This window comes from Streptomyces sp. NPDC044106 (genome assembly GCF_056433985.1).
Genome location: NZ_JBWKFZ010000003.1, coordinates 236,772 through 262,962, shown reverse-complemented (window position 1 = coordinate 262,962; position 26,191 = coordinate 236,772). Strand labels below are relative to the sequence as shown.

The 26,191-nt window shown below is 70.5% G+C and carries 21 protein-coding genes; 11 read left to right on the top strand and 10 right to left on the bottom strand.

Annotated features, from left to right (window positions below):
* The first annotated feature begins 25 nt into the window (after nt 1-25).
* Nucleotides 26-1,594: an MFS transporter gene (locus tag AC07DI_RS06330; RefSeq protein WP_478902552.1), complete on the top strand. Its 1,569-nt coding sequence runs from the start codon at nt 26-28 to the stop codon at nt 1,592-1,594.
* A 111-nt stretch (nt 1,595-1,705) separates the two neighbouring features.
* Here the strand turns inward: AC07DI_RS06330 and AC07DI_RS06325 are convergent, their stop codons facing one another.
* Nucleotides 1,706-2,959, bottom strand: coding sequence for an extracellular solute-binding protein (locus AC07DI_RS06325; protein WP_478902550.1), 1,254 nt, complete (start codon nt 2,957-2,959; stop codon nt 1,706-1,708).
* 233 nt (nt 2,960-3,192) lie between these two features.
* Between AC07DI_RS06325 and AC07DI_RS06320 the strand changes: the two genes are divergently transcribed.
* The 5 genes from AC07DI_RS06320 (at nt 3,193) to AC07DI_RS06300 (ending at nt 8,341) form a co-directional block, all read left to right on the top strand.
* Complete coding sequence (locus tag AC07DI_RS06320) at nt 3,193-3,819, top strand: TetR/AcrR family transcriptional regulator (RefSeq protein ID WP_478902549.1); 627 nt, start codon at nt 3,193-3,195, stop codon at nt 3,817-3,819.
* Between the two features lie 173 nt (nt 3,820-3,992).
* A complete protein-coding gene (locus tag AC07DI_RS06315; RefSeq protein WP_384253449.1) occupies nt 3,993-4,754 on the top strand; it encodes a DeoR/GlpR family DNA-binding transcription regulator in 762 nt (253 codons plus the stop codon).
* A gap of 130 nt (nt 4,755-4,884) precedes the next feature.
* Nucleotides 4,885-5,832 (top strand): 1-phosphofructokinase, encoded by a 948-nt coding sequence (gene pfkB, locus AC07DI_RS06310; protein ID WP_478902548.1) that lies wholly within the window; start codon nt 4,885-4,887, stop codon nt 5,830-5,832.
* An 82-nt stretch (nt 5,833-5,914) separates the two neighbouring features.
* A complete protein-coding gene (locus AC07DI_RS06305; protein ID WP_478902547.1) occupies nt 5,915-7,954 on the top strand; it encodes a PTS fructose transporter subunit IIABC in 2,040 nt (679 codons plus the stop codon).
* A 132-nt stretch (nt 7,955-8,086) separates the two neighbouring features.
* Entirely contained in the window at nt 8,087-8,341 is a 255-nt protein-coding gene (locus tag AC07DI_RS06300) for a hypothetical protein (RefSeq protein ID WP_478902546.1), read from the top strand.
* 73 nt (nt 8,342-8,414) lie between these two features.
* Here AC07DI_RS06300 and AC07DI_RS06295 read toward each other — a convergent pair whose 3' ends face one another.
* From AC07DI_RS06295 to AC07DI_RS06285, 3 genes are all read right to left on the bottom strand, one after another.
* The gene (locus tag AC07DI_RS06295; protein WP_478902544.1) at nt 8,415-9,233 is read right to left on the bottom strand and encodes a DUF6227 family protein; all 819 of its coding nucleotides are present in this window, start codon (nt 9,231-9,233) and stop codon (nt 8,415-8,417) included.
* Between the two features lie 185 nt (nt 9,234-9,418).
* On the bottom strand, nt 9,419-10,663 hold the full coding sequence (locus AC07DI_RS06290; protein ID WP_384253733.1) for a L,D-transpeptidase: 1,245 nt from the start codon (nt 10,661-10,663) through the stop codon (nt 9,419-9,421).
* A 162-nt stretch (nt 10,664-10,825) separates the two neighbouring features.
* Nucleotides 10,826-11,875 (bottom strand): P1 family peptidase, encoded by a 1,050-nt coding sequence (locus AC07DI_RS06285; protein WP_478902542.1) that lies wholly within the window; start codon nt 11,873-11,875, stop codon nt 10,826-10,828.
* 299 nt (nt 11,876-12,174) lie between these two features.
* Here AC07DI_RS06285 and AC07DI_RS06280 point away from each other — a divergent pair, with 299 nt between their 5' ends.
* The 4 genes from AC07DI_RS06280 (at nt 12,175) to AC07DI_RS06265 (ending at nt 17,269) form a co-directional block, all read left to right on the top strand.
* On the top strand, nt 12,175-13,599 hold the full coding sequence (locus AC07DI_RS06280) for a NarK family nitrate/nitrite MFS transporter (RefSeq protein ID WP_478902540.1): 1,425 nt from the start codon (nt 12,175-12,177) through the stop codon (nt 13,597-13,599).
* Nucleotides 13,600-13,815: 216 nt separating this feature from the next.
* Nucleotides 13,816-16,086 carry a formate C-acetyltransferase gene (gene pflB / locus AC07DI_RS06275; RefSeq protein ID WP_478902539.1) on the top strand — a complete coding sequence of 757 codons (2,271 nt, stop codon included), beginning with the start codon at nt 13,816-13,818 and terminating at the stop codon, nt 16,084-16,086.
* A gap of 114 nt (nt 16,087-16,200) precedes the next feature.
* Entirely contained in the window at nt 16,201-16,971 is a 771-nt protein-coding gene (pflA, locus tag AC07DI_RS06270; protein WP_478902538.1) for a pyruvate formate-lyase-activating protein, read from the top strand.
* A 49-nt stretch (nt 16,972-17,020) separates the two neighbouring features.
* On the top strand, nt 17,021-17,269 hold the full coding sequence (locus tag AC07DI_RS06265) for a hypothetical protein (protein ID WP_478902536.1): 249 nt from the start codon (nt 17,021-17,023) through the stop codon (nt 17,267-17,269).
* A gap of 55 nt (nt 17,270-17,324) precedes the next feature.
* Here AC07DI_RS06265 and mscL read toward each other — a convergent pair whose 3' ends face one another.
* The 6 genes from mscL to AC07DI_RS06235 all read right to left on the bottom strand — a co-directional run bounded on the left by mscL (nt 17,325) and on the right by AC07DI_RS06235 (nt 23,003).
* Nucleotides 17,325-17,804 (bottom strand): large conductance mechanosensitive channel protein MscL, encoded by a 480-nt coding sequence (gene mscL, locus AC07DI_RS06260; RefSeq protein WP_478902535.1) that lies wholly within the window; start codon nt 17,802-17,804, stop codon nt 17,325-17,327.
* Nucleotides 17,805-17,939: 135 nt separating this feature from the next.
* Nucleotides 17,940-18,530 carry an RcpC/CpaB family pilus assembly protein gene (locus tag AC07DI_RS06255; RefSeq protein ID WP_478902533.1) on the bottom strand — a complete coding sequence of 197 codons (591 nt, stop codon included), beginning with the start codon at nt 18,528-18,530 and terminating at the stop codon, nt 17,940-17,942.
* A 108-nt stretch (nt 18,531-18,638) separates the two neighbouring features.
* Nucleotides 18,639-19,496: an S-methyl-5'-thioadenosine phosphorylase gene (locus tag AC07DI_RS06250; protein WP_478902532.1), complete on the bottom strand. Its 858-nt coding sequence runs from the start codon at nt 19,494-19,496 to the stop codon at nt 18,639-18,641.
* 87 nt (nt 19,497-19,583) lie between these two features.
* On the bottom strand, nt 19,584-19,925 hold the full coding sequence (locus tag AC07DI_RS06245) for an FmdB family zinc ribbon protein (protein ID WP_478902531.1): 342 nt from the start codon (nt 19,923-19,925) through the stop codon (nt 19,584-19,586).
* 67 nt (nt 19,926-19,992) lie between these two features.
* Nucleotides 19,993-21,264 (bottom strand): MFS transporter, encoded by a 1,272-nt coding sequence (locus AC07DI_RS06240; protein WP_478902530.1) that lies wholly within the window; start codon nt 21,262-21,264, stop codon nt 19,993-19,995.
* Between the two features lie 233 nt (nt 21,265-21,497).
* Nucleotides 21,498-23,003: a potassium/proton antiporter gene (locus tag AC07DI_RS06235; protein ID WP_478902852.1), complete on the bottom strand. Its 1,506-nt coding sequence runs from the start codon at nt 23,001-23,003 to the stop codon at nt 21,498-21,500.
* A 259-nt stretch (nt 23,004-23,262) separates the two neighbouring features.
* On the opposite strand from AC07DI_RS06235, the gene AC07DI_RS06230 reads away from it, so the two are divergent.
* Nucleotides 23,263-26,166 carry a penicillin acylase family protein gene (locus AC07DI_RS06230; RefSeq protein ID WP_478902528.1) on the top strand — a complete coding sequence of 968 codons (2,904 nt, stop codon included), beginning with the start codon at nt 23,263-23,265 and terminating at the stop codon, nt 26,164-26,166.
* Nucleotides 26,167-26,191 lie beyond the last annotated feature (25 nt).

Here is a 26,191-nt window from a genome sequence, read left to right as displayed (position 1 = left end):
CTATATGGCCTCTAGCCTGAACGGCATGACTTCACCGAGCACCACTTCCGCACCCGGGACGCCGGTGGCCGCCGGCGACCGGCGGCGCTGGTTCGCCCTGGCCATCGTGATGACCGCCGCCTTCATGGATCTCGTCGACGTGACCATCGTCAACATCGCGATCCCGTCCATCCAGCGGAACGAGGGCGCCTCCCTCAGCCAGATCCAGTGGATCACCGCGGGGTACGCGCTCGCCTTCGCCGCCGGCCTCATCACCGGTGGACGCCTCGGCGACATCCATGGACGCAAGCGGCTCTTCCTCATAGGGATCACCGGGTTCACCGTCGCCTCCGCGCTCTGCGGCTTCGCGGCGAACCCGGAGATGCTGGTCGCGTCGCGCATCCTGCAGGGCGGCATGGCCGCGCTGATGGTGCCGCAGGTGCTGTCGATCGTGCACGCCACCTTCCCCGCCCACGAGCGCGGCAAGGTCTTCGGCCTCTTCGGCATGGTCGTCGGCCTGGGCGCGGTCTCCGGACCGCTGCTCGGCGCGCTGCTCACCGAGTGGAACCTCTTCGGCCTGCAGTGGCGGCCGATCTTCCTCATCAACCTGCCGGTGGGCATCGCGGGCCTGCTGCTCGGCCGCAAGTTCATCACCGAGTCGAAGGCGCCGAGGGCCCTCAAGCTCGACCTCGTCGGCGTCGTCCTGGTCACGCTCGGCCTGCTCATGCTGCTCTACCCGCTCACCCGCGGACGTGAGCTGGACTGGCCGGTCTGGGGTTACGTCATGATGGGCGGCGCCTTCGTCGTCTTCGGCGCGCTCGTCGCGTACGAGAAGTGGAAGGCCGCGAAGGACGGTTCGCCGCTCGTGGAACTCTCGCTGTTCAAGGTCAAGAGCTTCGCCGCGGGCATCGCGGTGCAGACCGTGTTCGGTGTCGCCCTCGGCATCTTCTTCCTCGTCTGGACCCTCTACATGCAGATCGGCCTCGGCTGGACCCCGCTGCGCGCCGGGCTCACCGGAGTGCCGTTCTCCATCGCGGTCTCCGCGGCGGCCGGCGTCTCCGTGCAGCAGCTCGTGCCCCGGTTCGGCCGCAAGGTGCTGCAGACCGGCGCCCTGACGATGGCCGCCGGTGTGCTGATCTACATCTGGGAGGCCGACCGGTACGGCGCGGACATCGCGCCCTGGCAGATGGCGCTCCCGCTCGTCGTGATGGGCGTCGGCATGGGCCTGATCGTGGCCCCGATCACCGACGCGGTCCTCTCGGACGTCCCGCAGGAGCACGCCGGTTCGGCCTCCGGCCTCATCAACACCGTGCAGCAGATGGGCAACGCGCTCGGCCTCGGCCTGGTGTCGGTGGCGTTCTTCGGAGTGATCGACGACCGGGTCGCGCCGAACCGCATCCCCGCGGAGTTCGCGGACGGGTTCGAGAACGCGCTGTGGTGGGTGGCCGGCGTCCTCCTGGTCATCTTCCTGCTGATGTTCGCGCTCCCGGCGAAGCCGCGGCAGCATGTCGAGGGCGGCGGTGCGGATGAGACGGTGCCGGGTCCCGCGGCCGAGGCCGCGCCCGAGTCCGAGTCCGAGGGTGAGCCGGAGCCCGAGACCGCGTTGGTTCGCTGAGCGGGCCACCGCGCCCTGTGTGCACCGCGTACGACTGGCCGGTGTGCACCGCGTACGACTGCCCTGTGTGCACCGCGTACGACTGCCCGGCCCGGGCGGAGCGTCAGACTCTCAGAGCTCCGCCCGGGTCGCCGCCGTGTCCAGCGACTCCAGGACCTCCCTCGGGTTGCCGCCCTTGGCCACCGCCTCGCCGATGTGGCGGCGCACCACGCTCCTGACCTCGGGCCACGAGCCGAGGTGCGTCGGCTGGAACTGGGCCCGCGGCATCTGGTCGATGAAGTCCCACATCGGACGCTGCTTCGGGTCCTCGCGCAGCGCGTCCGACGCCGAGCTCGTCACCGGCAGCGCCGACTGGCTCCCGCCGTACGCCAGGGCCGACTTGCGGCCGTACAGATGGCTCAGGAACGCGCCGCACTGCTCGCGCCGCCCGTTCCGCCTGAACGCCATCAGCCAGTCATTGAGCCCCACGGGCGGCGCGGCGCCGCCGAGCTTCTTGGGGAACGGGGCGTGCGCGTAAGGGAACTTGGCCCGGTCGGCGGCGCCCATCAGGACCGGGTGCGCGATCATCATGCCGATCTTCCCGCGCAGGAACTGGGCGTACGCGTCCGTCCTCGTCAGCGACTTCGGGTCGGGGCCCGCGAGGCCCGGCCGCACGAGGTTGTCGCGCAGCCAGGTCAGGGTGGCGATGTTGCCGGCGCCTGCGAAGTCGTAGCCCGCGAGGCCCGCGTAGCCTCCGCCGTCCGCGAGCAGCCAGGCGAGTGCCTCGTCCTCGGCGGCCTCCGGACCGAGTTGCAGCCCGTACGGGGTGGGCACGCCGATCCCCTTCAACGCCTGGGCCGCGGAGCGCAGTTCGGCCCAGGACCGGGGCGCCTCGACGCGGGCCTGCTTGAACAGGGCCTTGTTGTAGAAGAGTCGCGGGGTGCTGGCCAGGAAGGGCAGCCCGTACTGGACGCGGTCGACCATGCCCGCCTCCGCGTAGGAGCGGATGAAATCGCCCTCGGTACGCACGTCGAAGAGGTCGGACGCGCCGTAGAGCTTGCCGTCCTCGGCGTAGGGCGCGAAGAAGTTGGACTGGGCGATGTCGGGGGCCTCGCCGTCCTTCACACGCCGGGCCAGGGTCTCGTCGAGTTTGGCGAACGGGACGCGTTCGAGGTCGACTTCGATGTCCGGGTGGGCCTTCTTGAAGCCGGCGATGAGGCTGCCCCACTGGTCACCGATCGAGGAGCCCACGCTCTTGTCGTAGCTGGCCACGAGGAGCTTGAGCGGGGCGTCGGTCTCCGCGGAACAGGCGCTGAGGCCGCCGGCGCCGAGCGCGGTGGCGCCGGCGAGACCGGCCGTATGGAGAAGGAACTGCCGACGACGCACCGCTGATTGCCACCCCTTGTTTGTTCCCGCGCATCCGGCGACGGCGGATGCGCACAGCCCGCGCACCGGACGCCATCTGCCCGCGCGTCTGGCACGCGTCTGGCACGCGTCTGCCTGCGCGTCTGGCACGCGTCCGCCCGCGCGTCTGGCACGCATCTGACGGTGGCAGATTCTGCCATACGGGCAGTGCGTGCCGATGAGTCGTGTCAGGAGACTGGCATAACCTGCCTGGCATGCCTGACATGCCTCCCGTTTCGCTCACGGAGCGACGCAAGAACGAGACCCGCCTGGACATCGCCCGCACCGCGGCGGCGCTCTTCGTCGCGGACGGGCTGCGGGCCACCCGCGCCGAGGACATCGCGCGGGCGGCGGGCGTCGCGCCGCGCACGTTCTACCGCTACTTCCCGACCAAGGAGGAGTCCGTCGCGCCGCTCTTCGCGGTGGGCGCGCAGCAGTGGGCCGAGGCAGTGCGCGGTGCGCCGGCGGAGCTGTCCGTTCCGGACGCGCTGCGGCACGCGGTGCGGGAGGCGCTCGGGGCCGGGACGGCCGGGGCGGTCGAGTCCCTGGACTGGGTGCGGTCGTTGCTGCGCATGTCGGTGGAGAGCGCGGCGCTGCGTGCGGTGTGGGCGGACGCGTGCCACGCGTCGGAGCAGACGCTGCTGGCGGTCCTCGCGGAACGGTCGGGTGGCGAGGAGCGGACCGCCGAGCCGTCGCTGGAGCTGCGCCTGGCGGCGGGCATCGCGAGCACGGCGGTACGGGTGGCGGTGGAGACGTGGGCGTTGGGGTCTGACGGGGGCGAGGGGCCGGATGGGCTGGCGGGGCGCTGCCTGGGGGCGTTGGAGGGGTTTACCTGGCCGTAGGTGGCGCGGGTGGCGTAGGTGCCCGTAGGGGCAGGGGGCAATGAGCCTCCGGCCCACAAGGCCCAAAGTCCGTTTGTGTCTGAGGCGTGCCCGAACCTGTTTACTTTCCCGAAACTCGACCGTACTCTGCGAGTGAAACCACAAGCTCGGGCATTCGGCGGAGGCAAACGGACATGTACGCACCGGAGCGGCAGCAGGAGATCCTGCGGCTCGCGCGGGACGGCGGGCGGGTCGACGTCCTCTCGCTGGCCGAGGAGCTCCAGGTCACCGCGGAGACCATTCGGCGCGACCTGAAGGCGCTCGACCGCGCAGGCCTCGTGCGCCGCGTGCACGGCGGTGCCATACCGGCCGGGCGGCTCGACTTCGAGCCGGACCTCACCGAGCGCGAGGGCACCGCCGCCGACGAGAAGGACCGCATCGCCCGCGCCGCCCTCGCCGAACTGCCCGCGGAGGGCAGCGTCATCCTCGACGCCGGATCGACCGTGGCGCGGCTCGCGGCGGCGCTCCCACTGGAGTCGACGCTCACCGTCGTCACGCACGGACTGCCCACCGCCGCGCGTCTCGCCGACCACCCCGGCATCCAGCTCCACCTCATCGGCGGCCGGGTCAGGCAGCGTACGCGCGCGGCCGTGGACGCCTGGGCCCTGCGGGCGTACGGCGAGATCCGCGCCGACGTCGTCTTCCTCGCCGCCAACGGGTTCTCCGCGGAGAGTGGCCTCACCACCCCCGATCTCGCCGAGGCCGCCGTGAAGCGCGCGGCCGTCGCCGCGGCCCGCCGTGTCGTGCTGCTCGCGGACTCCGCCAAACACGGCCAGGAGCACTTCGCCCGCTTCGGCGACCTCACCGACGTGGACGTACTGATCACCGACACGGGCCTCGACCCCGCGGTCGCGGCCACCATCGAGGCCGCGGGCACGGAAGTAGTACGCGCGTGAGCAGGCAAGCAGCCGGTACGCGCGTGAGTACGGACGCAGCCGGTCCACGCGTGAGTACGGACGCATCCGGCACGCCCGAAGGCGCAGAAGCGGCCGGTACGCACATCAGCACGAAAGCAGCGGTACGCGCATGATCCTCACCGTCACCCCCAACCCCTCCCTCGACCGCACCTACGAGGTGCCCTCGCTCGACCGCGGCGAGGTCGTCCGCGCCACCGGCGACCGGATGGACCCGGGCGGCAAGGGCGTCAACGTCTCTCGGGCCGTCGCGGCGGCGGGCGTGCGGACGGTCGCCGTACTGCCGCTGGGCGGCGCGCCCGGCGCCCTCGTCGCCCGACTCCTCGACGAGCAGGGCATCGAGGCCGCCCCGGTGCCGGTGGCCGGACAGACCCGCTCCAACATCGCGGTCGCCGAGCCGGACGGCACGCTCACGAAAATCAACGCCCCCGGCCCCGAACTGTCGGACCAGGAACGGGAGAAGCTGCTCGCCACCGTAGGCGAACGGTCGGCCGGCGCCGACTGGATCGCCTGCTGCGGCAGCCTGCCGCGCGGCCTGAAGCCGTCGTGGTACGCCGAGCTGGTGGCCCGCGCGCACGCGGCCGGGGCCCGGATCGCCCTGGACACCTCGGGCCCCGCGCTGCTCGCCGCGCTCGCCGAACGCCCCGACGTCGTCAAGCCCAACGCCGAGGAGCTCGCCGAGGCCGTGGGCCGTCCCCTCACCACGGTCGGCGACGCGGTCGAGGCCGCGCGGGAGCTGCGGGCGTCGGGCGCCCGGGCCGTCCTCGCGAGCCTCGGCGCCGACGGCCAGCTCCTGGTCGACGCGTCGGGCACGTACTTCGCGAGCGCCCCCGTCGACGCCGTGCGCAGCAACGTCGGCGCCGGTGACTCCTCCCTCGCCGGGTTCCTGATCGCCGGCGGCGCGGGGCCCCGCGCGCTCGCCTCGGCCGTCGCGCACGGCGCCGCCGCCGTCCAGCTGCCGGGCAGCGTGATGCCGGCCCCCGCGGACCTCGCGCCGGACGCGGTCACCGTGACGGACGAGGTCCCGCTGGACCGCGTACTGACGGAGCCCGCCGCATGAAATCCGCCGCCACCCCAGCTCCCGCCGCCACCCAAGCCCCCGCCCCCGCCCACCGGGCGATACGCGTACGAAGGAGCCCGCGATGACCGAGATGATCACCGCGGACCTGGTCGACCTCGAAATCGACCTGTCCGCCGAAACCAAGGAAGCCGCGGCCCGTTCCCTCGCCGAGCGCATGGTGGCGCTCGGGCGCGTGAGCGACCTGGAAGGGTTCCTCGCCGATGTGGCGGCCCGCGAGGCGCAGATGCCGACCGGCCTGGACGGCGGCATCGGCATTCCGCACTGCCGCAGCGCGCACGTCACCGAGCCGACCCTCGCCTTCGGCCGGTCGGCACGCGGCATCGACTTCGGCGCGCCGGACGGCCCCGCGGACCTGATCTTCCTGATCGCGGCCCCGGCGGGCGCGGACGACGCCCACCTGACGATCCTGTCGTCGCTGGCACGGCAGTTGATGGACGCGGAGTTCACGGGCGCGCTGCGGTCCGCCTCGACGGCGGCGGAGGCGGCAGCCCTGATCAGGGGCGAGGAAGGAGGGGACGAAGGGGAGGCCGAAGGGGCGGCCGAAGCTTCCGGCGGCGGGCAGGACGGCGGGGGCACGGCTTCCGGCGCCGCCGAACCGTTCCGTATCGTCGCCGTCACCTCCTGCCCCACAGGCATCGCCCACACCTACATGGCCGCCGAGTCCCTGGAGAACGCGGCCCGCGAGGCAGGCGTGGAGCTGACCGTGGAGACGCAGGGCTCCGCCGGCTTCACTCGCCTCGACCCGGCCGTCCTGGCCGCCGCGGACGCGGTGATCTTCGCCCACGACGTCCCCGTACGCGACAAGTCCCGCTTCGCGGGCAAGCCCACCGTCGACGTGGGCGTCAAGGCGGGGATCAACCGGCCCGCCGAACTCATCGCGGAGGTACGGGAGAAGGCCGCGCGCGGCGAGACGACCGCCCCCGCGGGGCCGACCCCGGTCGAAAGCGCCGGGGACAGCGGCGACGGCTACGGCACCAAGCTGCGCAAGTGGCTGATGTCGGGCGTCAGTTACATGGTTCCCTTCGTCGCGGCGGGCGGCCTGCTCATCGCCCTCGGCTTCGCCATCGGCGGCTGGAAGATCGACAAGGCGCCGTCGGTCGCCGAGCACTTCATCTGGACGGACCACACCAGTTGGGCCGCCCTGCTCTTCCAGATCGGCGGCCTCGCCTTCGCCTTCCTGGTCCCGGTCCTCGCGGGCTACATCGCGTACGGAATGGCCGACCGGCCCGGCCTGGTCCCCGGCTTCGTCGGCGGCTCGGTCGCCGTCACCATCAACGCGGGCTTCCTCGGCGGTCTCGCCGCCGGTCTGCTCGCGGGCGCCGTCGTCATGGGCATCCAGCGGGTCCGCATCCCGGCCGTGCTGCGCGGCATCATGCCGGTGGTGGTGATTCCGCTGATCTCATCGGCGGTGGTCGGCTTCCTGATGTTCCTCGTCGTAGGCAAGCCCATCGCCTCCCTGCAGAGCGCGCTGACCGACTGGCTGGAGGGCCTCTCCGGCGCCAACGCGATCATCCTCGGCGTGATCCTCGGCCTGATGATGTGCTTCGACCTCGGCGGCCCGCTCAACAAGGTGGCCTACGCCTTCGCGATCGGCGGCCTCACCCATCCGACCGACGGAGGCCTCAAGGTGATGGCCGCGACGATGGCGGCAGGCATGGTCCCGCCACTCGCCATGGCGCTCGCCACGACGGTCCGCGGACGCCTCTTCACCAAGGCCGAGCGGGAGAACGGCAAGGCGGCCTGGTTCCTCGGCGCCTCCTTCATCACGGAGGGCGCGATCCCGTTCGCGGCCGCCGACCCGCTGCGCGTCATCCCCGCGTCCATGGCGGGCGGCGCGGTCACCGGCGCCCTGTCGATGGCGTTCGACTGCACGCTGCGCGCCCCGCACGGCGGTGTGTTCGTGGTCCCGCTGATCGGCCGGCCGCTGCTCTACCTGGTCGCGATCGCGGCCGGCGTCTGCGTCTCGACGGCCGTGGTCGTCCTGCTCAAGGGCGCGAGGAGGACGGGGCCCGCCGGGGCGGCCGGTACGGACGAGGAGACGTCCGCCGGTGCGTCGGCGGCGGACGCGTCCAAGGGGACGCGGGCGTCGGCGACCGTCTGAGCGCGCGGGCCGGACCGGTCCGCACGGGGGCAAATGGGTCCAGGTCCCGCAGTGTGCGACATGCGTCACTTCGGGACCTAAGTCCTGATCTCCCCTGTCGAAAGGCCCCGCCCTTGTTGTCTACTGGGCCGCATGTTCCAGGATGTCTCGATCGTTCAGCAGATAGGCGTGGCCGCGCTCGCCGTGGCGACCGTCGTCTGGGCCGTCGGCCTGGTGCGGGTGATGCGCAGGGACCGCTCCGGCGCCGAGGGGTGGCGCCGGACGCAGCCGCTGCGCGCGCTGCCGACCCAGCAGGGTCCGCCGCGGGCGGAGACCGTGGAACTCACCGCCGACGAGCGGGCCGCCTTCGCCGGTCTCGTACGGCAGTTCGGCGACGGACGCTCCTGACGCGAACGCTCCTGACGCGGAGGCTCCGGGCCTACGCGTCCTGCGCGTCCTGCGTCTTTCGGACCCTCACCGCTCAGCCCTGCGCCCGGGTGCCCTGGCCGCCTCGCCTGCTCCGGGCGCCCTGGCCGCCTCGGGTCCGCGTCCATTCCTGGGCCCTGCGCTCCATCGCGGCGCGGGCCGCCTCCTCGGTCGCGTACACCTCGCACATGTGCCGCCCGTCGGGCGTGAGCGTGTGCTCCACCTCCCACAGGCTTCTCTCGCCGCCGTCGAAGAGCAGGAACGCGTGCTCGTAGAGCGAGAAGGACATGCGCATCTCGCCGGTCAGGCAGGGGCGGCCGAACGCCTGGGTGATCTGGTGCGCGAACGCCGCGCGCAGCTCGCGCACGACATCCTTGCCCGGCCGGTCGCCGTCCGGGTTCTCCGCGCGGCGCAGGAGGCGGCGCGCGTGGTCCGCGGAGCCGTCGGGGACGTACGCGTGGCGGGGGCCCGAGTCGGCGGGGAGCTGGAGCACGACGGGCCGGCCGCAGGCGGGCGGGTCGGGCGGCAGCGGCAGCCGCGAGGTGGCGACGCCCGCCTCCTCCTCGTCGGCGTAGATCTCGTGCGTCGGGGCGCTGCCCGGCGCGGTGTTGTGGACGAGCTCCCAGAGCGTAAGCACGGACGCGTCCGCGAGCAGCCAGGTGTGTCTGTACGTCTCGCGGTGCAGGCCCGAGCTGTGGTGGGCCGAGTGCAGCGAACTGTCGTGGGCGACGGCCGAGTCGAGACGGGCCAGCACCTCGTCCGGCAGGTCGAAGGAGTTCAGGGCGCGGCCGAGAAGTCGCTCGAGGTACTCCTCCGGGGAGTGCGGTTCGGGCGACTCGGGTGGCTCGTACGCGGTGTCGTACGGAACGCTCAAGGTTCTTCTCCCGGCGTTGCTACATGTCACCTGGTGAGTGCATACCGTAGCCCCTGGGTCCGACATCATGTCCGGGAACGGGAAAACGCGCGAGCCGCACGGGAAGTTCCCGCGCGGCTCGCGCAGTTGGGCTTCAGGGCCGGGCCGGGAGTGGGCCGGGAGTGAGCTCGGAAAGCGGCGCGCGGTCAGCTCGCGCTGCCGGCCTTCCACTCGCTCCACGACATGTTCCAGCCATTGAGGCCGTTGTCCGGGGCGATGGTCTTGTCGGGGGAGCCCTTGACCGTCACGACGTCGCCGATCAGCGAGTTGTTGAAGAACCAGGCGCCCTGGGTGCCGGGGTCACCCGCACCGCGCGCGTCCTGGAGGCCGACGCAGCCGTGGCTGGTGTTGGCGCTGCCGAAGATCGAGGGCGAACCCCAGTAGTTGCCGTGGATGAAGGTGCCCGACGAGGACAGGCGCATGGCGTGCGGCACGTCCTTGATGTCGTACTCCCCGCCGAAGCCGACCGTGTCGCCGTTCATCCGGGTCTGCGTGAACTTCTCCGAGATGACCATCTTGCCGTTGTACGTCGGGTTCGACGGGCTGCCCGCCGAGATCGGGACGGACTTGATGACCTTGCCGTCGCGCTCGACCGTCATCTTCTTGGCCTGCACGTCGACCGTGGAGACCTGGGCGCGGCCGACGGTGAAGGTGACCGTCTTGTTCTGCACGCCGGTGACGCCGTTCGCGCCCTTCACGCCGTCCAGGTTGATCTTCATCGTGACCTTGGACCCGGCCTTCCAGTAGTCCTCGGGCCGGAAGTCCAGGCGCTGGTTGCCGAACCAGTGGCCGACGACCTCCTGGCCACTGCTTGACGTCACCGTGATGTGCGACTGGACGTCCTTCTTCTCCGTGATCGCCTTGTCGAAGTTGAAGGAGACCGGCATGCCGACGCCGACCGTGGCGCCGCCGTCCGGCGTGTAGGTGCCGATGAAGCTGTTGGCCGAGGAGACCGTCGTGAACGTCGCGTTCTCGGTCGCCGCGTTGCCCTTGGCGTCCTTGGCGTTGGCGGTCACCTTGTACTTCGTGCCGCGCTCCAGCTGGGACTTGGGCTTCCAGCTGGTGCCGTCGCCGGAGATGGTGCCCTCGACCGCCGTGCCTGACGTCACCGACGTCATCTTCACGCTGGTCAGCTTGCCGTTCTTGACCCTGACACCGGTGGCGTTGATCGAGGCGTCGGTGGCACCGTCCTTGGACGAGATGGTGATGTCCGCACCCTTGGCGGCCGCGCTGCTGTTCTTGTCGTCCTTGGCGTCCGCGTCACCTCCACAGGCCGACAGGGTCAGCGCGCCCACGGCAGCGAGCGCGGTGGCGGCCAGCAGGGCACGGCGCCGGGGGTTGACTATGACCGACCTTGTCACGGGCTGCTCCAAGTAGGTGTTCTGATCCAGTACGAGTAAAGAGCGGCCGTGTGCGTCTGAAGGTTCCCGCCGGGTGGTGTGAGTGTGGGCACATTCAGTGCTTCAACGGGCGGGGTGTGGTTGGTATTTGACCCTATTTGGGCTGCCCTCCCGCCATCTGTCCATCTGTCCATCTGTCCATCTGCCCATCTGTCACCGCCCCCCGTAGAGGTCGGGGTACGCGGGGAACGTGCCGCCCGGCGTCCTCACGGACTCCGCCGCCAGCATCGCCCGCACGATCGCCTCCGTCACGACGTCCGCGCCCGCGGCGAGGACCTCGTTGAGGGCGAGCGGTCTTTCGGCGGCCAGGGCGTGGGCGCCGGTGGCGAGGGCGAAGACCGTGTCGCCGTCGTTGAGGAGGTGCACGGGCCGCACCGCGCGCGCCATGCCGTCGTGCGACGTGCCGGCCAGCTTCTGCGCCTGCGCCTTGGTGAGTTCGGCGTCGGTCGCGACCACGGCCAGGGTCGTGTTCAGCGGTGGCGGCCCGTTCTCCGCGGCGGCCTCGGCGAGACGCCGCTTCGCCTCCTCGTGGACCTCGGGCGACGGGCAACTCACCCGCCGCCCCGCGAAGTACTGCCCGTACAACGCGCCCGTCTCCGGGTCGACCGCCGAGCCCGCGGCGTTCGCCACGACCAGCGCGGCGACCGTGATCCCCGAGCCGAGGCGGACGCTCGCGCTGCCGATGCCGCCCTTGAAGCTGCCGACCACCGCGCCGGTGCCCGCGCCTACGCCGCCCTCCTCGACGGCGGCGAACAGTCCGGTGCGGGCGGCCGCCTCGACGGCCGCCCGGCCGGTCGCCGCGTCGGGCCTGGCCTTGAAGTCGCCACCCCGGCCCAGGTCGAAGACGCAGGCGGCCGGGACGACGGGGACGACGTGGGAGGGGTCGGGCCCGACCTGCACCCCCCGGCCCCGCTCCTCCAGCCACGCCACCACCCCGGACGCCGCGTCCAGCCCGTACGCACTGCCGCCGGTGAGGACGACGGCCTCGACCCGCTGCACCAGATTGCGCGGGTCGAGGGCGTCCGTCTCACGGGTGCCGGGGCCGCCACCGCGTACGTCGACGGCTGCGACGGCGCCGCCCTCGGGGGCGAGCACCACGGTGGTGCCGGTGAGCCGGCCGCCCCCGGTCCGCGTCGCGTGACCGACACGGAGCCCGGCGACATCGGTCAGGGACCCGGGCACGTTCGAGGCATCAGAGGTCATGGGGAAGGCGTACCACGAGCGTGGCCGTGCGGGGTGTCGGGGTGCCGGGGTGCCGGGGTGCCGTGCCCCGCACGGCATCGGGAGGTACCTGCCCGCCCGAGGCCCGAAGTCCCGTCAGCTCCCTCCTCTTTGGCCCGGCCACCCCGTGTCCTACGCCTCTGCCCGCGCGCGCCCGCGCGACGGACCGTGGATATGTCAGGCCCCGTAACAAGGTCGGGACCCTGAGCGAACCGGGAACCAACATGACACCGCCTGCCGTTCGACCAGCACCCACCGCTCCCCCGAGCGCGAGCGCGAGCGTGAGCCCGAGCCCGAGCGCGAACCCGAGCGCGGGCACGACGTATGACCCCGCGCAGTACCGACCCGGCCGCACCATCACCGACTGGGAGCCGGAGAACGAGCTCTTCTGGAAGTCCACCGGCCGCAAGGTCGCCGCCCGCAACCTGTGGATCGCGGTCCCCGCCCTCCTGGTCGCCTTCGTCGTCTGGCAGGTGTGGTCGGTCACCGCGACCAACCTGAAGGACGTCGGGTTCGGCTTCTCCACCTCGCAGCTGTTCTGGCTGACGGCGGTCCCGGGTCTGACGGGCGGCACGGCCCGGATCCTCTACACCTTCCTCGGCCCGATGATCGGCCAGCGCCGCTTCACCGCGCTCTCCACCGTCGTCCTGGTCGTCCCGCTGATCTGGCTCGGCGTCGCCGTCCAGAACCCCGGCACCTCGTACGGCGTGATGATCGCCATCGCGGCCCTCTGCGGCATCGGCGGCGCCAACTTCGCCTCGTCCCTCGCCAACATCGGCTTCTTCTTCCCCAAGAAGGACAAGGGCAACGCCACCGGCATCAACGGCGGCCTCGGCAACCTCGGTGTCTCCGTCGTCCAGCTGCTCACCCCGATCGTCATCACCAGCTCGGTCATCGCGGTCGGCTCGGCCCAGCACAGGGCGGACGGCTCGGCGGTCTGGCTGCAGAACGCGGCGTTCCTGTGGGTGCCGGTCCTGGTGATCCTGGCCGCCGTCGCGTGGTTCGGCCAGAACGACCTCAAGGTCGCCTCCACCCCGTTCAGCCAGCAGAAGATCATTTTCAAGCGCAAGCACAACTGGCTGATGACCTGGCTCTACGTCGGCACGTTCGGCTCCTTCATCGGCTTCGCCGCCGCCCTGCCCATGCTCATCAAGACCACCTTCACCCCGATCGACGCGGCCTACTCCGCGGCCACCTACGCCTGGATGGGCCCGACCGTGGGCGCGCTCGCCCGCTGGGCCGGCGGCTGGATCGCCGACAAGATCGGCGGTGCGAGGGTCACCATCATCTCGTTCGTCGGCATGGCGCTCTCGATCATCGGCGTCATCAACTTCCTGCCCTCCGGCGGCGACGACGGCAACTTCTGGGGCTTCTTCGCCTGCTTCCTCTGCGCGTTCTTCTTCTCGGGCATCGGCAACGGCTCCACGTTCCGCCAGATCCCCGTGATCTTCCGCAACCAGCACCTGAAGGGCCTGACCGAGGGCACGCCCGCGTACGCGAAGGCGCTGAAGCAGTCGGAGATGGAGGCGGGCGCCGTCACCGGCTTCACCTCCGCCATCGCGGCGTACGGCTTCTTCTTCATCCCTGCGATGTTCGCCAACTTCCCGGTCACCGGGGCCATGTGGGGTTTCGTGGCCTTCTACGCCAGCTGCATCGCGGTCGCCTGGTGGTTCTACGCCCGCAAGAACGCGGAGTCGCCCAGCTGAACCGGGTGCCGTCCCGGCTTTCTTGTGAATGCATTCACAAGCGGACATGGGTCCAAAGTCCCGAAGGAATGCGCAGGTCAGAGTGGCTTCCCGCCTATTTCCTCGCGGTGCGACGGGACCTCCGGCCTCTGAACCAGGACCATTGCCGCCTCTCTGATCGATCAAAGAGGAGTGCAATGGAGGCAGAGCGAAGAAGCGACACGGAAGGTGCGGCTCATGACGGCCATTCCCGCGGAAACGACAGTGAACGGCGAGGCCTGGGACGGCTTCAAGGGCGGCCTGTGGCGGGACGCCATCGACGTCCGTGACTTCGTGCAGCGGAACTACACCCCGTACGAAGGAGACGGCTCCTTCCTGGCCGGCGCCACCGAACGCACCACCCAGGTCTGGCAGAAGCTCCTCTCGATGTTCCCCGAGGAGATCGAGCGCGGCATCCACGACGTGGACGTGAAGACCCCTTCGCGCATCGACGCCTTCAAGCCCGGCTACGTCGACGGCACCGCCGCCGACCACAAGGACCTGATCGTCGGCCTGCAGACCGACGCCCCGCTCAAGCGCGCCATCATGCCCAACGGCGGCTGGCGGATGGTCGAAGGCGCCCTCAACGCCTACGGCTACGCGGCCGACCCCGAGGTCAGGGACGTCTACACGCACCTGCGCAAGACCCACAACGAAGGCGTCTTTGACGCCTACACGCCCGAGATCCGCGCCTGCCGCTCCTCGGGCATCATCACCGGCCTCCCCGACGCCTACGGCCGCGGCCGCATCATCGGCGACTACCGCCGCGTCGCCCTCTACGGTGTGGACCGCCTGATCGCGGCGAAGGAGGCCGACAAGGCCGCCCTCGGCGAACGGTGGGCGACCGAGGACGTCATCCGCGGCCGCGAGGAGATCTCCGAGCAGATCAAGGCACTCAAGGAACTGAAGGCCATGGCGATGTCGTACGGCTACGACATCTCCCGGCCCGCCACCACCGGCCGCGAGGCCATCCAGTGGCTCTACTTCGCCTACCTCGCCGCCGTGAAGGAGCAGAACGGCGCGGCCATGTCGATCGGCCGCATCGACAATTTCCTCGACATCTACCTGCAGCGCGACATCGACGCGGGCCGCATCACCGAGACCGACGCCCAGGAGTTCATCGACGACTTCGTCATCAAGCTCCGCATCGTCCGCTTCCTGCGCACCCCCGAGTACAACGAGCTCTACTCCGGCGACCCGACCTGGGTCACCTGGTCGATGGCCGGCATCGGCGAGGACGGCCGCCCGCTGGTCTCGCGCACCACCTTCCGCGCCCTGCAGACCCTCTACAATCTCGGCCCGGCCCCCGAGCCGAACCTCACGGTCTTCTGGTCGCGGCGACTGCCCCAGGGTTTCAAGGAGTTCGCCGCCAGGGTCGCCATCGACACCTCGGCCATCCAGTTCGAGTCCGACGAGCTGATGCGTCCCAAGTACGGCGACGACACCGCGATCGCCTGCTGCGTCTCGGCCATGGCCGTCGGCAAACAGATGCAGTTCTTCGGCGCCCGCGTGAACGTCGCCAAGGCGCTCCTCTACGCGATCAACGGAGGACGCGACGAGAGGACGGGCAAGACCGTCGTCGAGGGCTTCACCCCCGTCGAGGGCGAGTACCTGGACTACGCGACCGTCGTGCGCCGGTACGACGCGATGCTCGACTGGCTGGCCAAGACGTACGTCCACGCGCTCAACGTCATCCACTACATGCACGACAAGTACGCCTACGAACGCATCGAGATGGCGCTGCACGACCAGGAGGTCCTGCGCACCATGGCGTGCGGCATCGCGGGCCTCTCGGTCGCCGCCGACTCGCTCTCGGCGATCAAGCACGCGAGGGTCAAGGTGATCCGCGACGACAGCGGCCTCGCCGTCGACTACGAGATCGAGGGCGACTACCCCGCCTACGGCAACAACGACGACCGCGCGGACGACATCGCCCGGCGCATCGTGCACGACTTCATGGCGAAGGTCCGCGAGCACCCCACCTACCGCGGCGCGGTGCACACCCAGTCGGTGCTGACCATCACCTCGAACGTCGTCTACGGCAAGAAGACCGGCAACACCCCCGACGGCCGCCGCGCGGGCGAGCCCTTCGCCCCCGGGGCCAACCCGATGAACGGCCGCGACGAGCACGGCTACATCGCCTCCGCGATGTCGGTCGCCAAGCTCGACTACGACGACGCCGAGGACGGCATCTCGCTGACCAACACCATCACCCCCGACGCCCTCGGCCGCACCCCCGAGGAGCGGATCGCGAACCTCGCCGGCGTCCTGGACGGCTTCATGGCGAGCGACGGCTTCCACATGAACGTCAACGTGCTCGACAAGGCGACGCTGGAGGACGCCATGGAGCACCCGGAGAACTATCCGCAGCTCACGATCCGGGTGTCCGGATACGCGGTCAACTTCATCCGGCTCACCCGCGACCAGCAGCTGGACGTCATCAACCGCACCTTCCACGGCTCGCTCTGAGCCACCGGTTCCCTCCGGGGAGCCGCCCCTGAACCGCGGCCCCGGGGCCGGGCCCTCACCCCGGCCCCGGGCGCCGCGCACACCACGTACTGCCAGTAGCCCGGGAGTTCCGTCATGGCTGTCCTCACCCCCGCGGCGGTCGCCACGCACCGCCCCGTCACCGGCTCGGTCCACTCCTGGGACCTGTCCACCGGTGTGGACGGGCCGGGGTCGCGCTTCGTCACGTTCCTCGCCGGATGCCCGCTGACCTGCCTGTACTGCCACAACCCCGACACGTGGCGGATGCGCGCGGGCAAGCGGACCACGGCCGACGACGTGATCGCCGAGGCCGCCAAGTTCACCCGGTTCATCTCGGTCGCCGGGGGCGGGGCCACCGTCAGCGGCGGAGAGCCCCTCCTGCAGCCCGTCTTCACCGGCGAACTCCTGCACCGCTTCAAGCACGAACTGGGCCTGCACACCGCGCTCGACACGTCCGGCTTCCTCGGTGCTCGCGCCACCGACGCCCTGCTGCGCGATGCCGACCTGGTCCTGCTCGACATCAAGTCCTGGGACCCCGGCACCTACCAGCGGATCACCGGCCGTCCGCTGCGGCCCACCCTCGACTTCGCCCACCGTCTGGCCGGACTCGGTCAGGAGACCTGGATCCGCTTCGTCCTCGTCCCCGGACTGACCGACGATCCGGCGAACATCGAGGGCGTCGCCCGCTTCGCCGCCTCGCTCGGCAACGTGTCCCGCGTCGACGTGCTGCCCTTCCACAAGCTGGGTGAGGCGAAGTGGGACGCGCTCGGCAAGGATTTCGCCCTGCGCGACGCCCCCTCGCCCACCCCGGCGCAGGTGACCGCGGCGAAGGAGATCTTCGCAGCTCAGGGCCTCAAGACAGTCTGAGGGGAACTGCTCGCGGAAGCCGTCGGGGGGCCCGGCGTACCCTGGAGGCATGAGCACCGCCCCCGCCCCCGAACCGCGAGATCCGGACGAGCCGAAGGCTCCGGAGGGCCCGACGGCTCCGAAGGCCCGGAAGGACCCGAAGAAGCGGCCGGGGAACGCCCTGGTCTTCGACGATCCGCTGTCGCAGCAGTCTTCGGACGATACGGACCGGGGGTGGGGCGAGCGGACCGAGGCGGGCAGCGACAGCGCCGCCGACCTCGCACGCTTCCTCGACGAGAAGCCGCCCCACCACATCTGAGCCCGCGCTGCGGCCCGCGTCACGCCCCCCGCTGCCGCTCGGGCTACGCGTCGGGCTACTCCTTGCGGGGCCCCGGCCCGCGCTGCGCCACCAAGCTGTCGCGGATCTCCTTGAGCACCTCCAGCTCGGTGATCTCCATGACCTCCTTCGTGCCCTCCTTCTCGGCCCGCCGGGCCGCCACCCGCGCCAGGTACTTGGCCATGGGCAGCACCATCAGGAAGTACACGACGGCCGCGGTGATCACGAACTGGAGGACCGAGCTGAGCACGGATCCCCACATGATCGGGATGCCGTCGGTGACCTCGCCCGCCTTGTTCACGTGGCAGGGAGACTTCAGGCACGAGCTGTAGTGGTCGAGATCCTTCGTCCCGAAGGCGCCGACGAGCGGGTTGATGACGCCCTTGACCACGGAGTTCACGATGTTCGTGAACGCGGCGCCGATGACCACCGCGACCGCCAGGTCGACGACATTGCCGCGCATCAGGAAGGCCTTGAAGCCCTCCCAGACGCCCGGTTCCTTCTTCTCGCTCACCACGAGGCCTTTCGTTGCATGTGCGGGTTGCGGAACAAACGACTTCGCAACCTACGTCAGACCATGGCGCACCTGTCCAATGCGCGCACACCAACGAGCTACTTGACAGGCTGTCAGTGCGATCGTGAATGGTCCGGCTCATCGCAGGGTCACCGCCAGACGCGCGTTCGCCGCGGCCCCGGCGAGCCGTGCCGCCGTCTCCCTCGGTACGGACAAGACCACCAGGGCGCCGCTCTCCGCGGGACCGTCCCCCGGCTCGGGCACGTCGGACACCCGCGCCCCCGACGCCACCACCCGCGGCTCGGTGCTCTCGCCGGGCGAGCCACCGGCGGCGATCACGTCGACCCGGTCGCCGGGGCGCAGCAGGCGCACCGCGTCCGCGTCCGCGATCCGCACCGGCGCCGTCACCGTCGTCTGCTCGGCCGAGGTCCCGGGGGCCCGCCGCTCCCGTACCGGGTCCGCCGTGGCCGCCGCCTCCTGCGGGGCAGGCGCGGGAGCCCGCGGCGCCGTGACCGCGAGGGCCGCCGCGGTCATCGCGAGTCCCACGGCCATCGCCCGCCGTCTGTGCCGCAGCAGCAGGCGCAGCCGCGGATGCCCGCCGCGCACTCGCACGGGCGGGAAGTGGGGGACCGGGCAGCCGTCTGCCGGCCGGGCCCGGGAAGGGAGGTGCGAGATGTGCGTCATGACGACCACCGCCTGCGGTGCGAGGAATTCGGCTTGCGTTCTCACGATGCAAGTCCGCGCCGAATCCCGCTGAGGCCCGTGGACTACTCGCCGGTTGTGGACAACTCCCTCACCCGAAGGGGAGGTTCCGCCTATCCGGCGGCTCTGGCGCGCTTACGGCAGCCGGATCCCCGGGTCCATCCCGCCCAGCGCCCCCGCACACAGGCAGCCCTCGCGCTCCCCGCTCGTCGGCAGCGCCGCCACCGCGTCGAACAGCACGTCCCGCAGCCGGCCCACATTGGCGGCGAACACCCGCAGGACCTCGTCGTGCGAGACGCCCTCGCCGGTGGACGCTCCCGCGTCCAGGTCCGTGACCAGCGCCAATGACGTATAGCAGAGCTCCAGTTCCCGGGCGAGCGCCGCCTCCGGATGCCCGGTCATGCCCACCACCGACCAGCCCTGCGCCGCGTACCAGCGGGACTCGGCCCGCGTCGAGAAGCGCGGGCCCTCGATCACGACGAGCGTCCCGCCGTCCACCGGCTCCGCCCAGTCGCGGCCGCGGGCGGCCTTCAGCGCGGCGGCGCGGCCCGCGGGACAGTAGGGGTCGGCGAGCGACACGTGCACGACGTTCGGCACGCTGCCGTCGGGCAGCGGCACCCCGTCGAAGTAGGTCTGGGCACGGCTTTGCGTGCGGTCCACGAGCTGGTCGGGCACGAGGAGGGTCCCGGGCCCGTACTCGGGCCGCAGTCCGCCGACCGCGCAGGGGCCGAGCACCTGGCGCACGCCGACCGAGCGCAGGGCCCAGAGGTTGGCGCGGTAGTTGATGCGGTGCGGCGGCAGGTGGTGGCCGCGGCCGTGCCGGGGGAGGAAGGCGACCCTTCGGCCCGCGACCTCACCGACGAAGAGGGAGTCGCTCGGCACCCCGTAGGGGGTGTCGACCTGGATCTCGGTCACGTCGTCGAGGAAGGAGTAGAAGCCGGAGCCGCCGATCACGCCGATCTCGGCCCGCGCGGCGTTCGCCGTGTTCACCATGGCCCGCACAGTAGCCCGGTCGGGGAACGCCGACGACCCCGCCGTCACCAGGACGGCGGGGTCGCACGGAGGACGTGCGGGAGAGCTTTAGGCGGCCGAGCTCGACGACGTGGACGTCGAGGCGGAGCCGGACGACTTCGAGTCCGAGGACGAGGAGGACGAGGCCGCCTTCGAGTCCGAGGAGCCCGACGAGGACGAGCTCGCTGTCGAGGACTTCGACGACGCGTTGGCCGGCGTGCTGCTCGACGACGAGCCGCGGCTGTCGTTGCGGTAGAAGCCGGAGCCCTTGAAGACGATGCCAACCGCCGAGAACACCTTCTTGAGGCGTCCGTTGCAGTTGGGGCACTCGGTCAGGGCGTCATCGGTGAACTTCTGCACCGCCTCGAGGCCCTCGCCGCACTCGGTGCACTGGTACTGGTACGTCGGCACTTGCTTCCTCCTGGCACTCTCACTCGATGAGTGCTAACGACGGTCCATAGTGACGTATTCCGCGAGATCAGTCCACCGACACCGGCACGCGGTGACCGACGCCACGCGCGACCGTGCGGCTGGAGGGCTTGGGAACGAGCCGCGACCGGAGCGTCACGAGGACCATGAGGGCCAGTGCCGTGCCGCCCAGCGGGACCAGGAAGCCGGCCCCGTCCCAGAGGCGGTCCTCCAGCTGCCCGGCGACCGTGACGGCGGCCGCCTGGCCGAGCGCGACCGCGCCGGTCAGCCAGGTGAAGGCCTCCGTGCGGCCGGTAGGCGCGACCAGCTTGTCGACCAGGGTGTAGCCGGTGATCAGCGCGGGCGCGATGCAGACGCCGACCAGCAGGCCGAGCCCGGCGAGCAGCAGCACGGAGTGCGCGGCCCACAGGCCCGAGGCCATCAGGGTCAGCGCCGTGTACCCGACGAGGAGGCGCCGCTGCGGGGAGACCTTCCAGGCGATGGCGCCGCAGACGACACCGGAGAGCATGTTGCCCGCCGCGAACGTGCCGTACAGGACGCCGTTGAGGCCGGGCTCGCCGATCGACTCGGTGAAGGCGGCCAGCGAGACCTGCATGCCGCCGAAGACGGCGCCGATGCCGAGGAACGTCGCGATCAGAACCCGCACCCCGGGGATGCGCAGCGCGGAGACGTGCTCCACGCGCGCGTGCCCTTCGTGGTGGGAGGAGGGCTTGGGCTGAGTGCTCTTCTGCGCGGCGAAGAGGAGGCCGCCGACCAGCGTGAGCCCGGCTTCCGTCAGGAGGCCGGCGGAGGGGTCGATGGTGGTGCACAGCGCGGTCGCGACGAGCGGGCCGAGGACGAAGGTCAGCTCGTCGGTGACCGACTCGAAGGCGGCCGCGGTGGTGGCCAGCGGGGAGTCCTGGAGCTTGACGCCCCAGCGGGCCCGCACCATGGGGCCGATCTGCGGGGTCGAGGCGCCCGCGGGCACGGCGGCGACGAAAAGTGCCCACAGGGGGGCGTCGGAGAGCGCGAGCACCGTCAGCGCGACGACGGACGCGGAGTGCACCAGGATGCCCGGCACCAGCACGGCGCGCTGGCCGAAACGGTCGGCGAGCTTGCCGCTGAAGGGGGCGAAGAGCGCCATGGAGACACCCGTGGCGGCCGAGACGGCGCCCGCGGCACCGTACGAGCCGGTGGTGTGCTGCACGAGCAGCACGATGGAGATGGTCAGCATCGCGAACGGCTGGCGCGCCGCGAAGCCGGGCAGCAGGAACGTCCAGGCGCGCGGGGTGCGAAGGAGCTGTCCGTAGCCGGGGCGGGATTCGGTGACCGTGGATGCCACGGCCCGTGCCTTTCTGCCGCCTGGTAGCGCGCCCCCCTTTTAGGGCGGCGGCGCCGAGAGCTGTCCTCTTGCGCGGAACTGCGGTAGATGCCGGGGCCCACTGCGGGGGCGTCACGGCCGCCATACGGTCGCGCCAGCTCTGCTTCAGGCAGAGTTGGTCGATCAGATGCCTTCATCGTACAGGGGGAGGTCCCATTTGGCCCTGTGATTGCGACCGATGAGACCCCCGCCACCTACGATTGGTGTTTTTCTCCGTCGGTTCCCAGCCAACTGGCCAGCTTGCCGCCGCGGCCGACCGCGCGCAGCCGCTTCTCCGCGGCGTCCCGCACCGGGTCGGTCGCCACCACGAGGAGTTCGTCGCCGCGCCGCAGCACCGTCGTCGGCAGCGGCACGAACGATTCTCCGTCGCGCACCACCAGCGTGACGGCCGACCCCGGGGGCAGCCGCAGCTCACCGACCTCGACGCCGTGCATGCGGGAGCCCTGGGGGATGGCCACCGAAAGGAGATGCCCTTGCAGCCGCTCCAGGGGCGCGGACTCGACGCCCAGGTCGGCTGCCTCGGAGGAGTCGCCGAGCCGCAGCTTCCTGGCCAGCCAGGGCAGCGTGGGGCCTTGGATGAGGGTGTAGACGACGACGAGCACGAAGACGATGTTGAAGATCCGCTGGCTGTCCTCGACGTCGCTCACCATCGGGATCGTCGCCAGGATGATGGGCACGGCGCCGCGCAGCCCGGCCCAGGACAGCAGCGCCTTCTCCTGCCAGGGCAGGCGGAAGGGCAGGAGGCTGATCACGACCTCCAGTGGGCGTGCCACCACGGTCAGGACCAGGCCGATGAGGATCGCGGGCCAGGTGTCGTCGAGCAGGTCGTGCGGGGTGACCAGGAGGCCGAGCAGGACGAACATGCCGATCTGGGCGATCCAGCCGAGCCCTTCGGCGAAGCCGCGGGTGGCGGGCCAGTGGGGCAGCCTGGCGTTGCCGAGGGCCATCGCGGCGAGGTAGACGGCGAGGAAGCCACTGCCGTGCGCCATGGCGCCCGCCGCGTAGGCGGTGACCGCGATCGCCATGACGGCGATGGGGTAGAGGCCGGAGGCGGGCAGCGCCACGTGCCGCATGCCGTAGGCGCCGAGCCAGCCGACCGCGAGGCCGATCGTGGCGCCGATCGCCAGCTCCAGGGCGATCTCGCCGATCAGTACGTACCAGTCGTCCACCGGGCCCGCCGTGGAGAACGCCACGACGAGGATCACGACGGGGGCGTCGTTGAACCCGGACTCCGCCTCCAGCATGCCCGTCACGCGCGAGGGGAGCGGCACCTTCCGCAGGACCGAGAAGACCGCGGCCGCGTCCGTGGACGAGACCACCGCGCCGATGATCAGCGCTTGGCGCCATTCGAGTCCGACGAGGTAGTGGGCGCCGGCGGCCGTGACGCCGACGCTGACGGCGACGCCGACGGTCGAGAGCACGGCCGCCGCGGGCAAGGCGGGTTTGATCTCTTTCCACTTCGTCCCGAGGCCGCCCTCGGCGAGGATCACGACCAGGGCGGCGTAGCCGATGACCTGGGTCAGTTCGGCGTTGTCGAAGTGGACGTCGCCGATGCCGTCCTGGCCCATGGCGATGCCGATGCCGAGGTACAGCAGCAGGCTGGGGAGCCCGCTGCGCGACGAGATGCGGACCGCCGCCACCGCGACGAGCAGAACGAGCGAGCAGACGAGCAGGAGCTGGTTGAGGTGGTGGACAGTCAGGGGCCGTTCCTTCCTCCGTGGAGCCGAGCACTACGTAGCGGAGCCGGGCACTACGTAGGAGTACTTCGTTACCTTACCTAATTGTTAACGCTTTCTTGATGTCATCGAATGACTATTCGATCTCATGGGGGCCGGGTTCCTGACTCCGCGTCCGGAGCCGCGACGCCCTGCGCCTATGGTTGCTCCAGCGCTCCCAGAGCCGCCCCAAGTCGACAGCACAGCCCGCCCTGCCGCTCGCGTAAGGACAGCAAGGACAGCGATGCCCTCCAACACCACCGCCTCTTCCGGTCATAAGTCCGGCAAGAAGAAGGGGCGCCGAGCCCGACTCGTCGTGATCGTCCTGGTCCTGGCCATCGTCGGAGGCATCGGCTTCGGCGCGTACTGGAGCGTCAGCACCGTGCGCGCTTCCTTCCCGCAGACCAAGGGATCGATCAAGCTCGACGGTCTGGCCGCCAACGTCGACGTGAAGCGCGACGGAAACGGAATCCCGCAGATCTACGCCGACTCCGACGCCGACCTCTTCATGGCGCAGGGTTACGTCCAGGCGCAGGACCGCTTCTGGGAGATGGACGTACGCCGTCATATGACCTCCGGGCGGCTCTCCGAGATGTTCGGCAAGAGCCAGGTCAAGACCGATGAATTCCTCCGCACGCTCGGCTGGCACCGGGTGGCGGAGAAGGAGTACGACACCAAGCTCTCGCCGCGGACGAAGAAGTACCTCCAGGCGTACGCCAAGGGAGTCAACGCCTACCTCGACGGCAAGGACGGCGAGGACATCTCCGTCGAGTACGCCGCGCTCGGCTTCAAGAACGACTACAAGCCGCAGCAGTGGACGCCCGTCGACTCCGTGGCCTGGCTCAAGGCCATGGCCTGGGACCTGCGCGGCAACATGCAGGACGAGATCGACCGCTCCCTGATGACGAGCCGCCTCGGCCCGTCGCAGATCAAGGACCTGTACCCCGAGTACCCGTACAAGCGGAACAAGCCGATCGTCCGGGAAGGCGCCTACGACAGCGCCACCGAGAAGTACGACCCCGAGGGCACGGCCGGCGGTACGGGTGCCGGAACTGGCACGGGTGCCGGAACTGGCACCGGTACGGGAACAGGTACTGGCATGGGTACTGGCACCGGTACGGGAACGGGCACTGGCACCGGCACGGGTACTGGCACCGGCACGGGTACCGGCACAGGCACCGGCACCCAGTCCGGAACCGGAGGCACCGGCGGAACCACGGGATCCGGCATCGCAGGCGGCACCCAGAGCACCGAAGGCATGACCTCGCAGCTCTCGGGCCTCTCCGACGCCCTGGACGAGGTCCCGTCCATCCTCGGCCCGAACGGCAACGGCATCGGCTCGAACTCCTGGGTCGTCTCCGGCAAGCACACCATCACCGGCAAGCCGCTCCTCGCCAACGATCCGCACCTGGCCCCGCAGCTGCCCTCCGTCTGGTACCAGATGGGCCTGCACTGCCGGTCGGTCTCCGACAAGTGCGGGTACGACGTCTCGGGCTACACCTTCTCCGGCATGCCGGGCGTGGTCATCGGCCACAACAAGGACATCGCCTGGGGCATGACGAACCTCGGCGCCGACGTGACGGACCTCTACCTGGAGAAGTTCACCGGCGACGGCTACCTCTCCGGCGACAAGGTGGTGCCCTTCACCACGCGCGCGGAGACCATCAAGGTCGCGGGCGGCAAGTCGAAGAAGATCACGGTCCGCGAGACCGACAACGGTCCGCTCATCTCCGACCGCGACGACGAACTGGTCAAGGTCGGCAAGAAGGCCCACGTCGACACCGCGGCCCCCGACCGGGGCGACGGCTACGGAGTGGCGCTGCGCTGGACCGCCCTGGACCCCGGCAAGTCCATGGACGCCGTCTTCGAGCTCAACCGGGCCGAGAACTTCAAGCAGTTCCGCAAGGCGGCCGCCTCTTTTGAGGTGCCCTCCCAGAACCTGATCTACGCCGACACCAAGGGCAACATCGGCTACCAGGCGCCCGGCAGGATCCCCACCCGCGGCAAGGGCGACGGCTCGCTCCCGGCGCCGGGCTGGGACCCGGACTACCGCTGGACCGGTTACATCCCGCAGAGCGCGCTGCCTTACGAGTACAACCCGGAGCGGGGCTACATCGTCACCGCCAACCAGGCCGTGATCAGCGACAAGTACCCGTACAAGCTGACCTCGGACTGGGGCTACGGAGCGCGCAGCCAGCGGATCGACGACCTCATCCAGTCGAAGATCAAGAACGGCGGCAAGATCTCCACCGAGGACATGCGCCTCATGCAGATGGACAACAGCAGCGAGATCGCCAAGCTGCTCGTGCCCAAGCTGCTGAAGATCGACATCAAGGACAAGTACGTCCGCGAGGCGCAGAAGCTCCTGGAGGGCTGGGACTACACCCAGGACGCCGACTCGGCGGCCGCCGCGTACTTCAACTCCGTCTGGCGCAACATCCTCAAGCTGTCCTTCGGCAACAAGCTCCCCAAGGAGCTGCGCGTCAAGGGGCAGTGCCTGAACGTCGAGCCGGCCGGCAACACCGGCCCCGCCGACGAGGGCAAGAAGGTGCGCGAGTGCGGCGAGCGCGACGCGGACTCGGCCCAGCCGGACGGCGGCGACCGCTACTACGAAGTGGTCCGCAAGATCATCGACGACGAGACCAACGACTGGTGGAAGGCGCCGGCGACCCGCACCGACAAGGAGACGAAGAACCGCGACCAGCTGTTCAAGCGGGCCCTTGAGGACGCGCGCTGGGACCTGACGGCCAAGCTGGGCAAGGACATCGACACCTGGAGCTGGGGCCGCCTGCACCGGCTCACGCTGAAGAACCAGACGCTGGGCACCGAAGGACCCGGCTGGCTGCAGTTCGTGCTCAACCGCGGCCCGTGGAACCTCGGCGGCGGCGAGGCCGCGGTCAACGCGACCGGCTGGAACGCGGCGGGCGGCTACGGCGTGATCTGGGTGCCGTCGATGCGCATGGTGGTGAACCTCAAGGACATGGACAAGTCCAAGTGGATCAACCTCACCGGCGCGTCGGGGCACGCGTACAACGACCACTACACCGATCAGACGGACAAGTGGGCCAAGGGCGAACTCCTGCCGTGGGCCTACACGGAGAAGGCGGTCGAGGACAGCACGAGCGACAAGCTGGTGCTCCGCCCCTGACGACCGCACACGGCACGCACTGAAA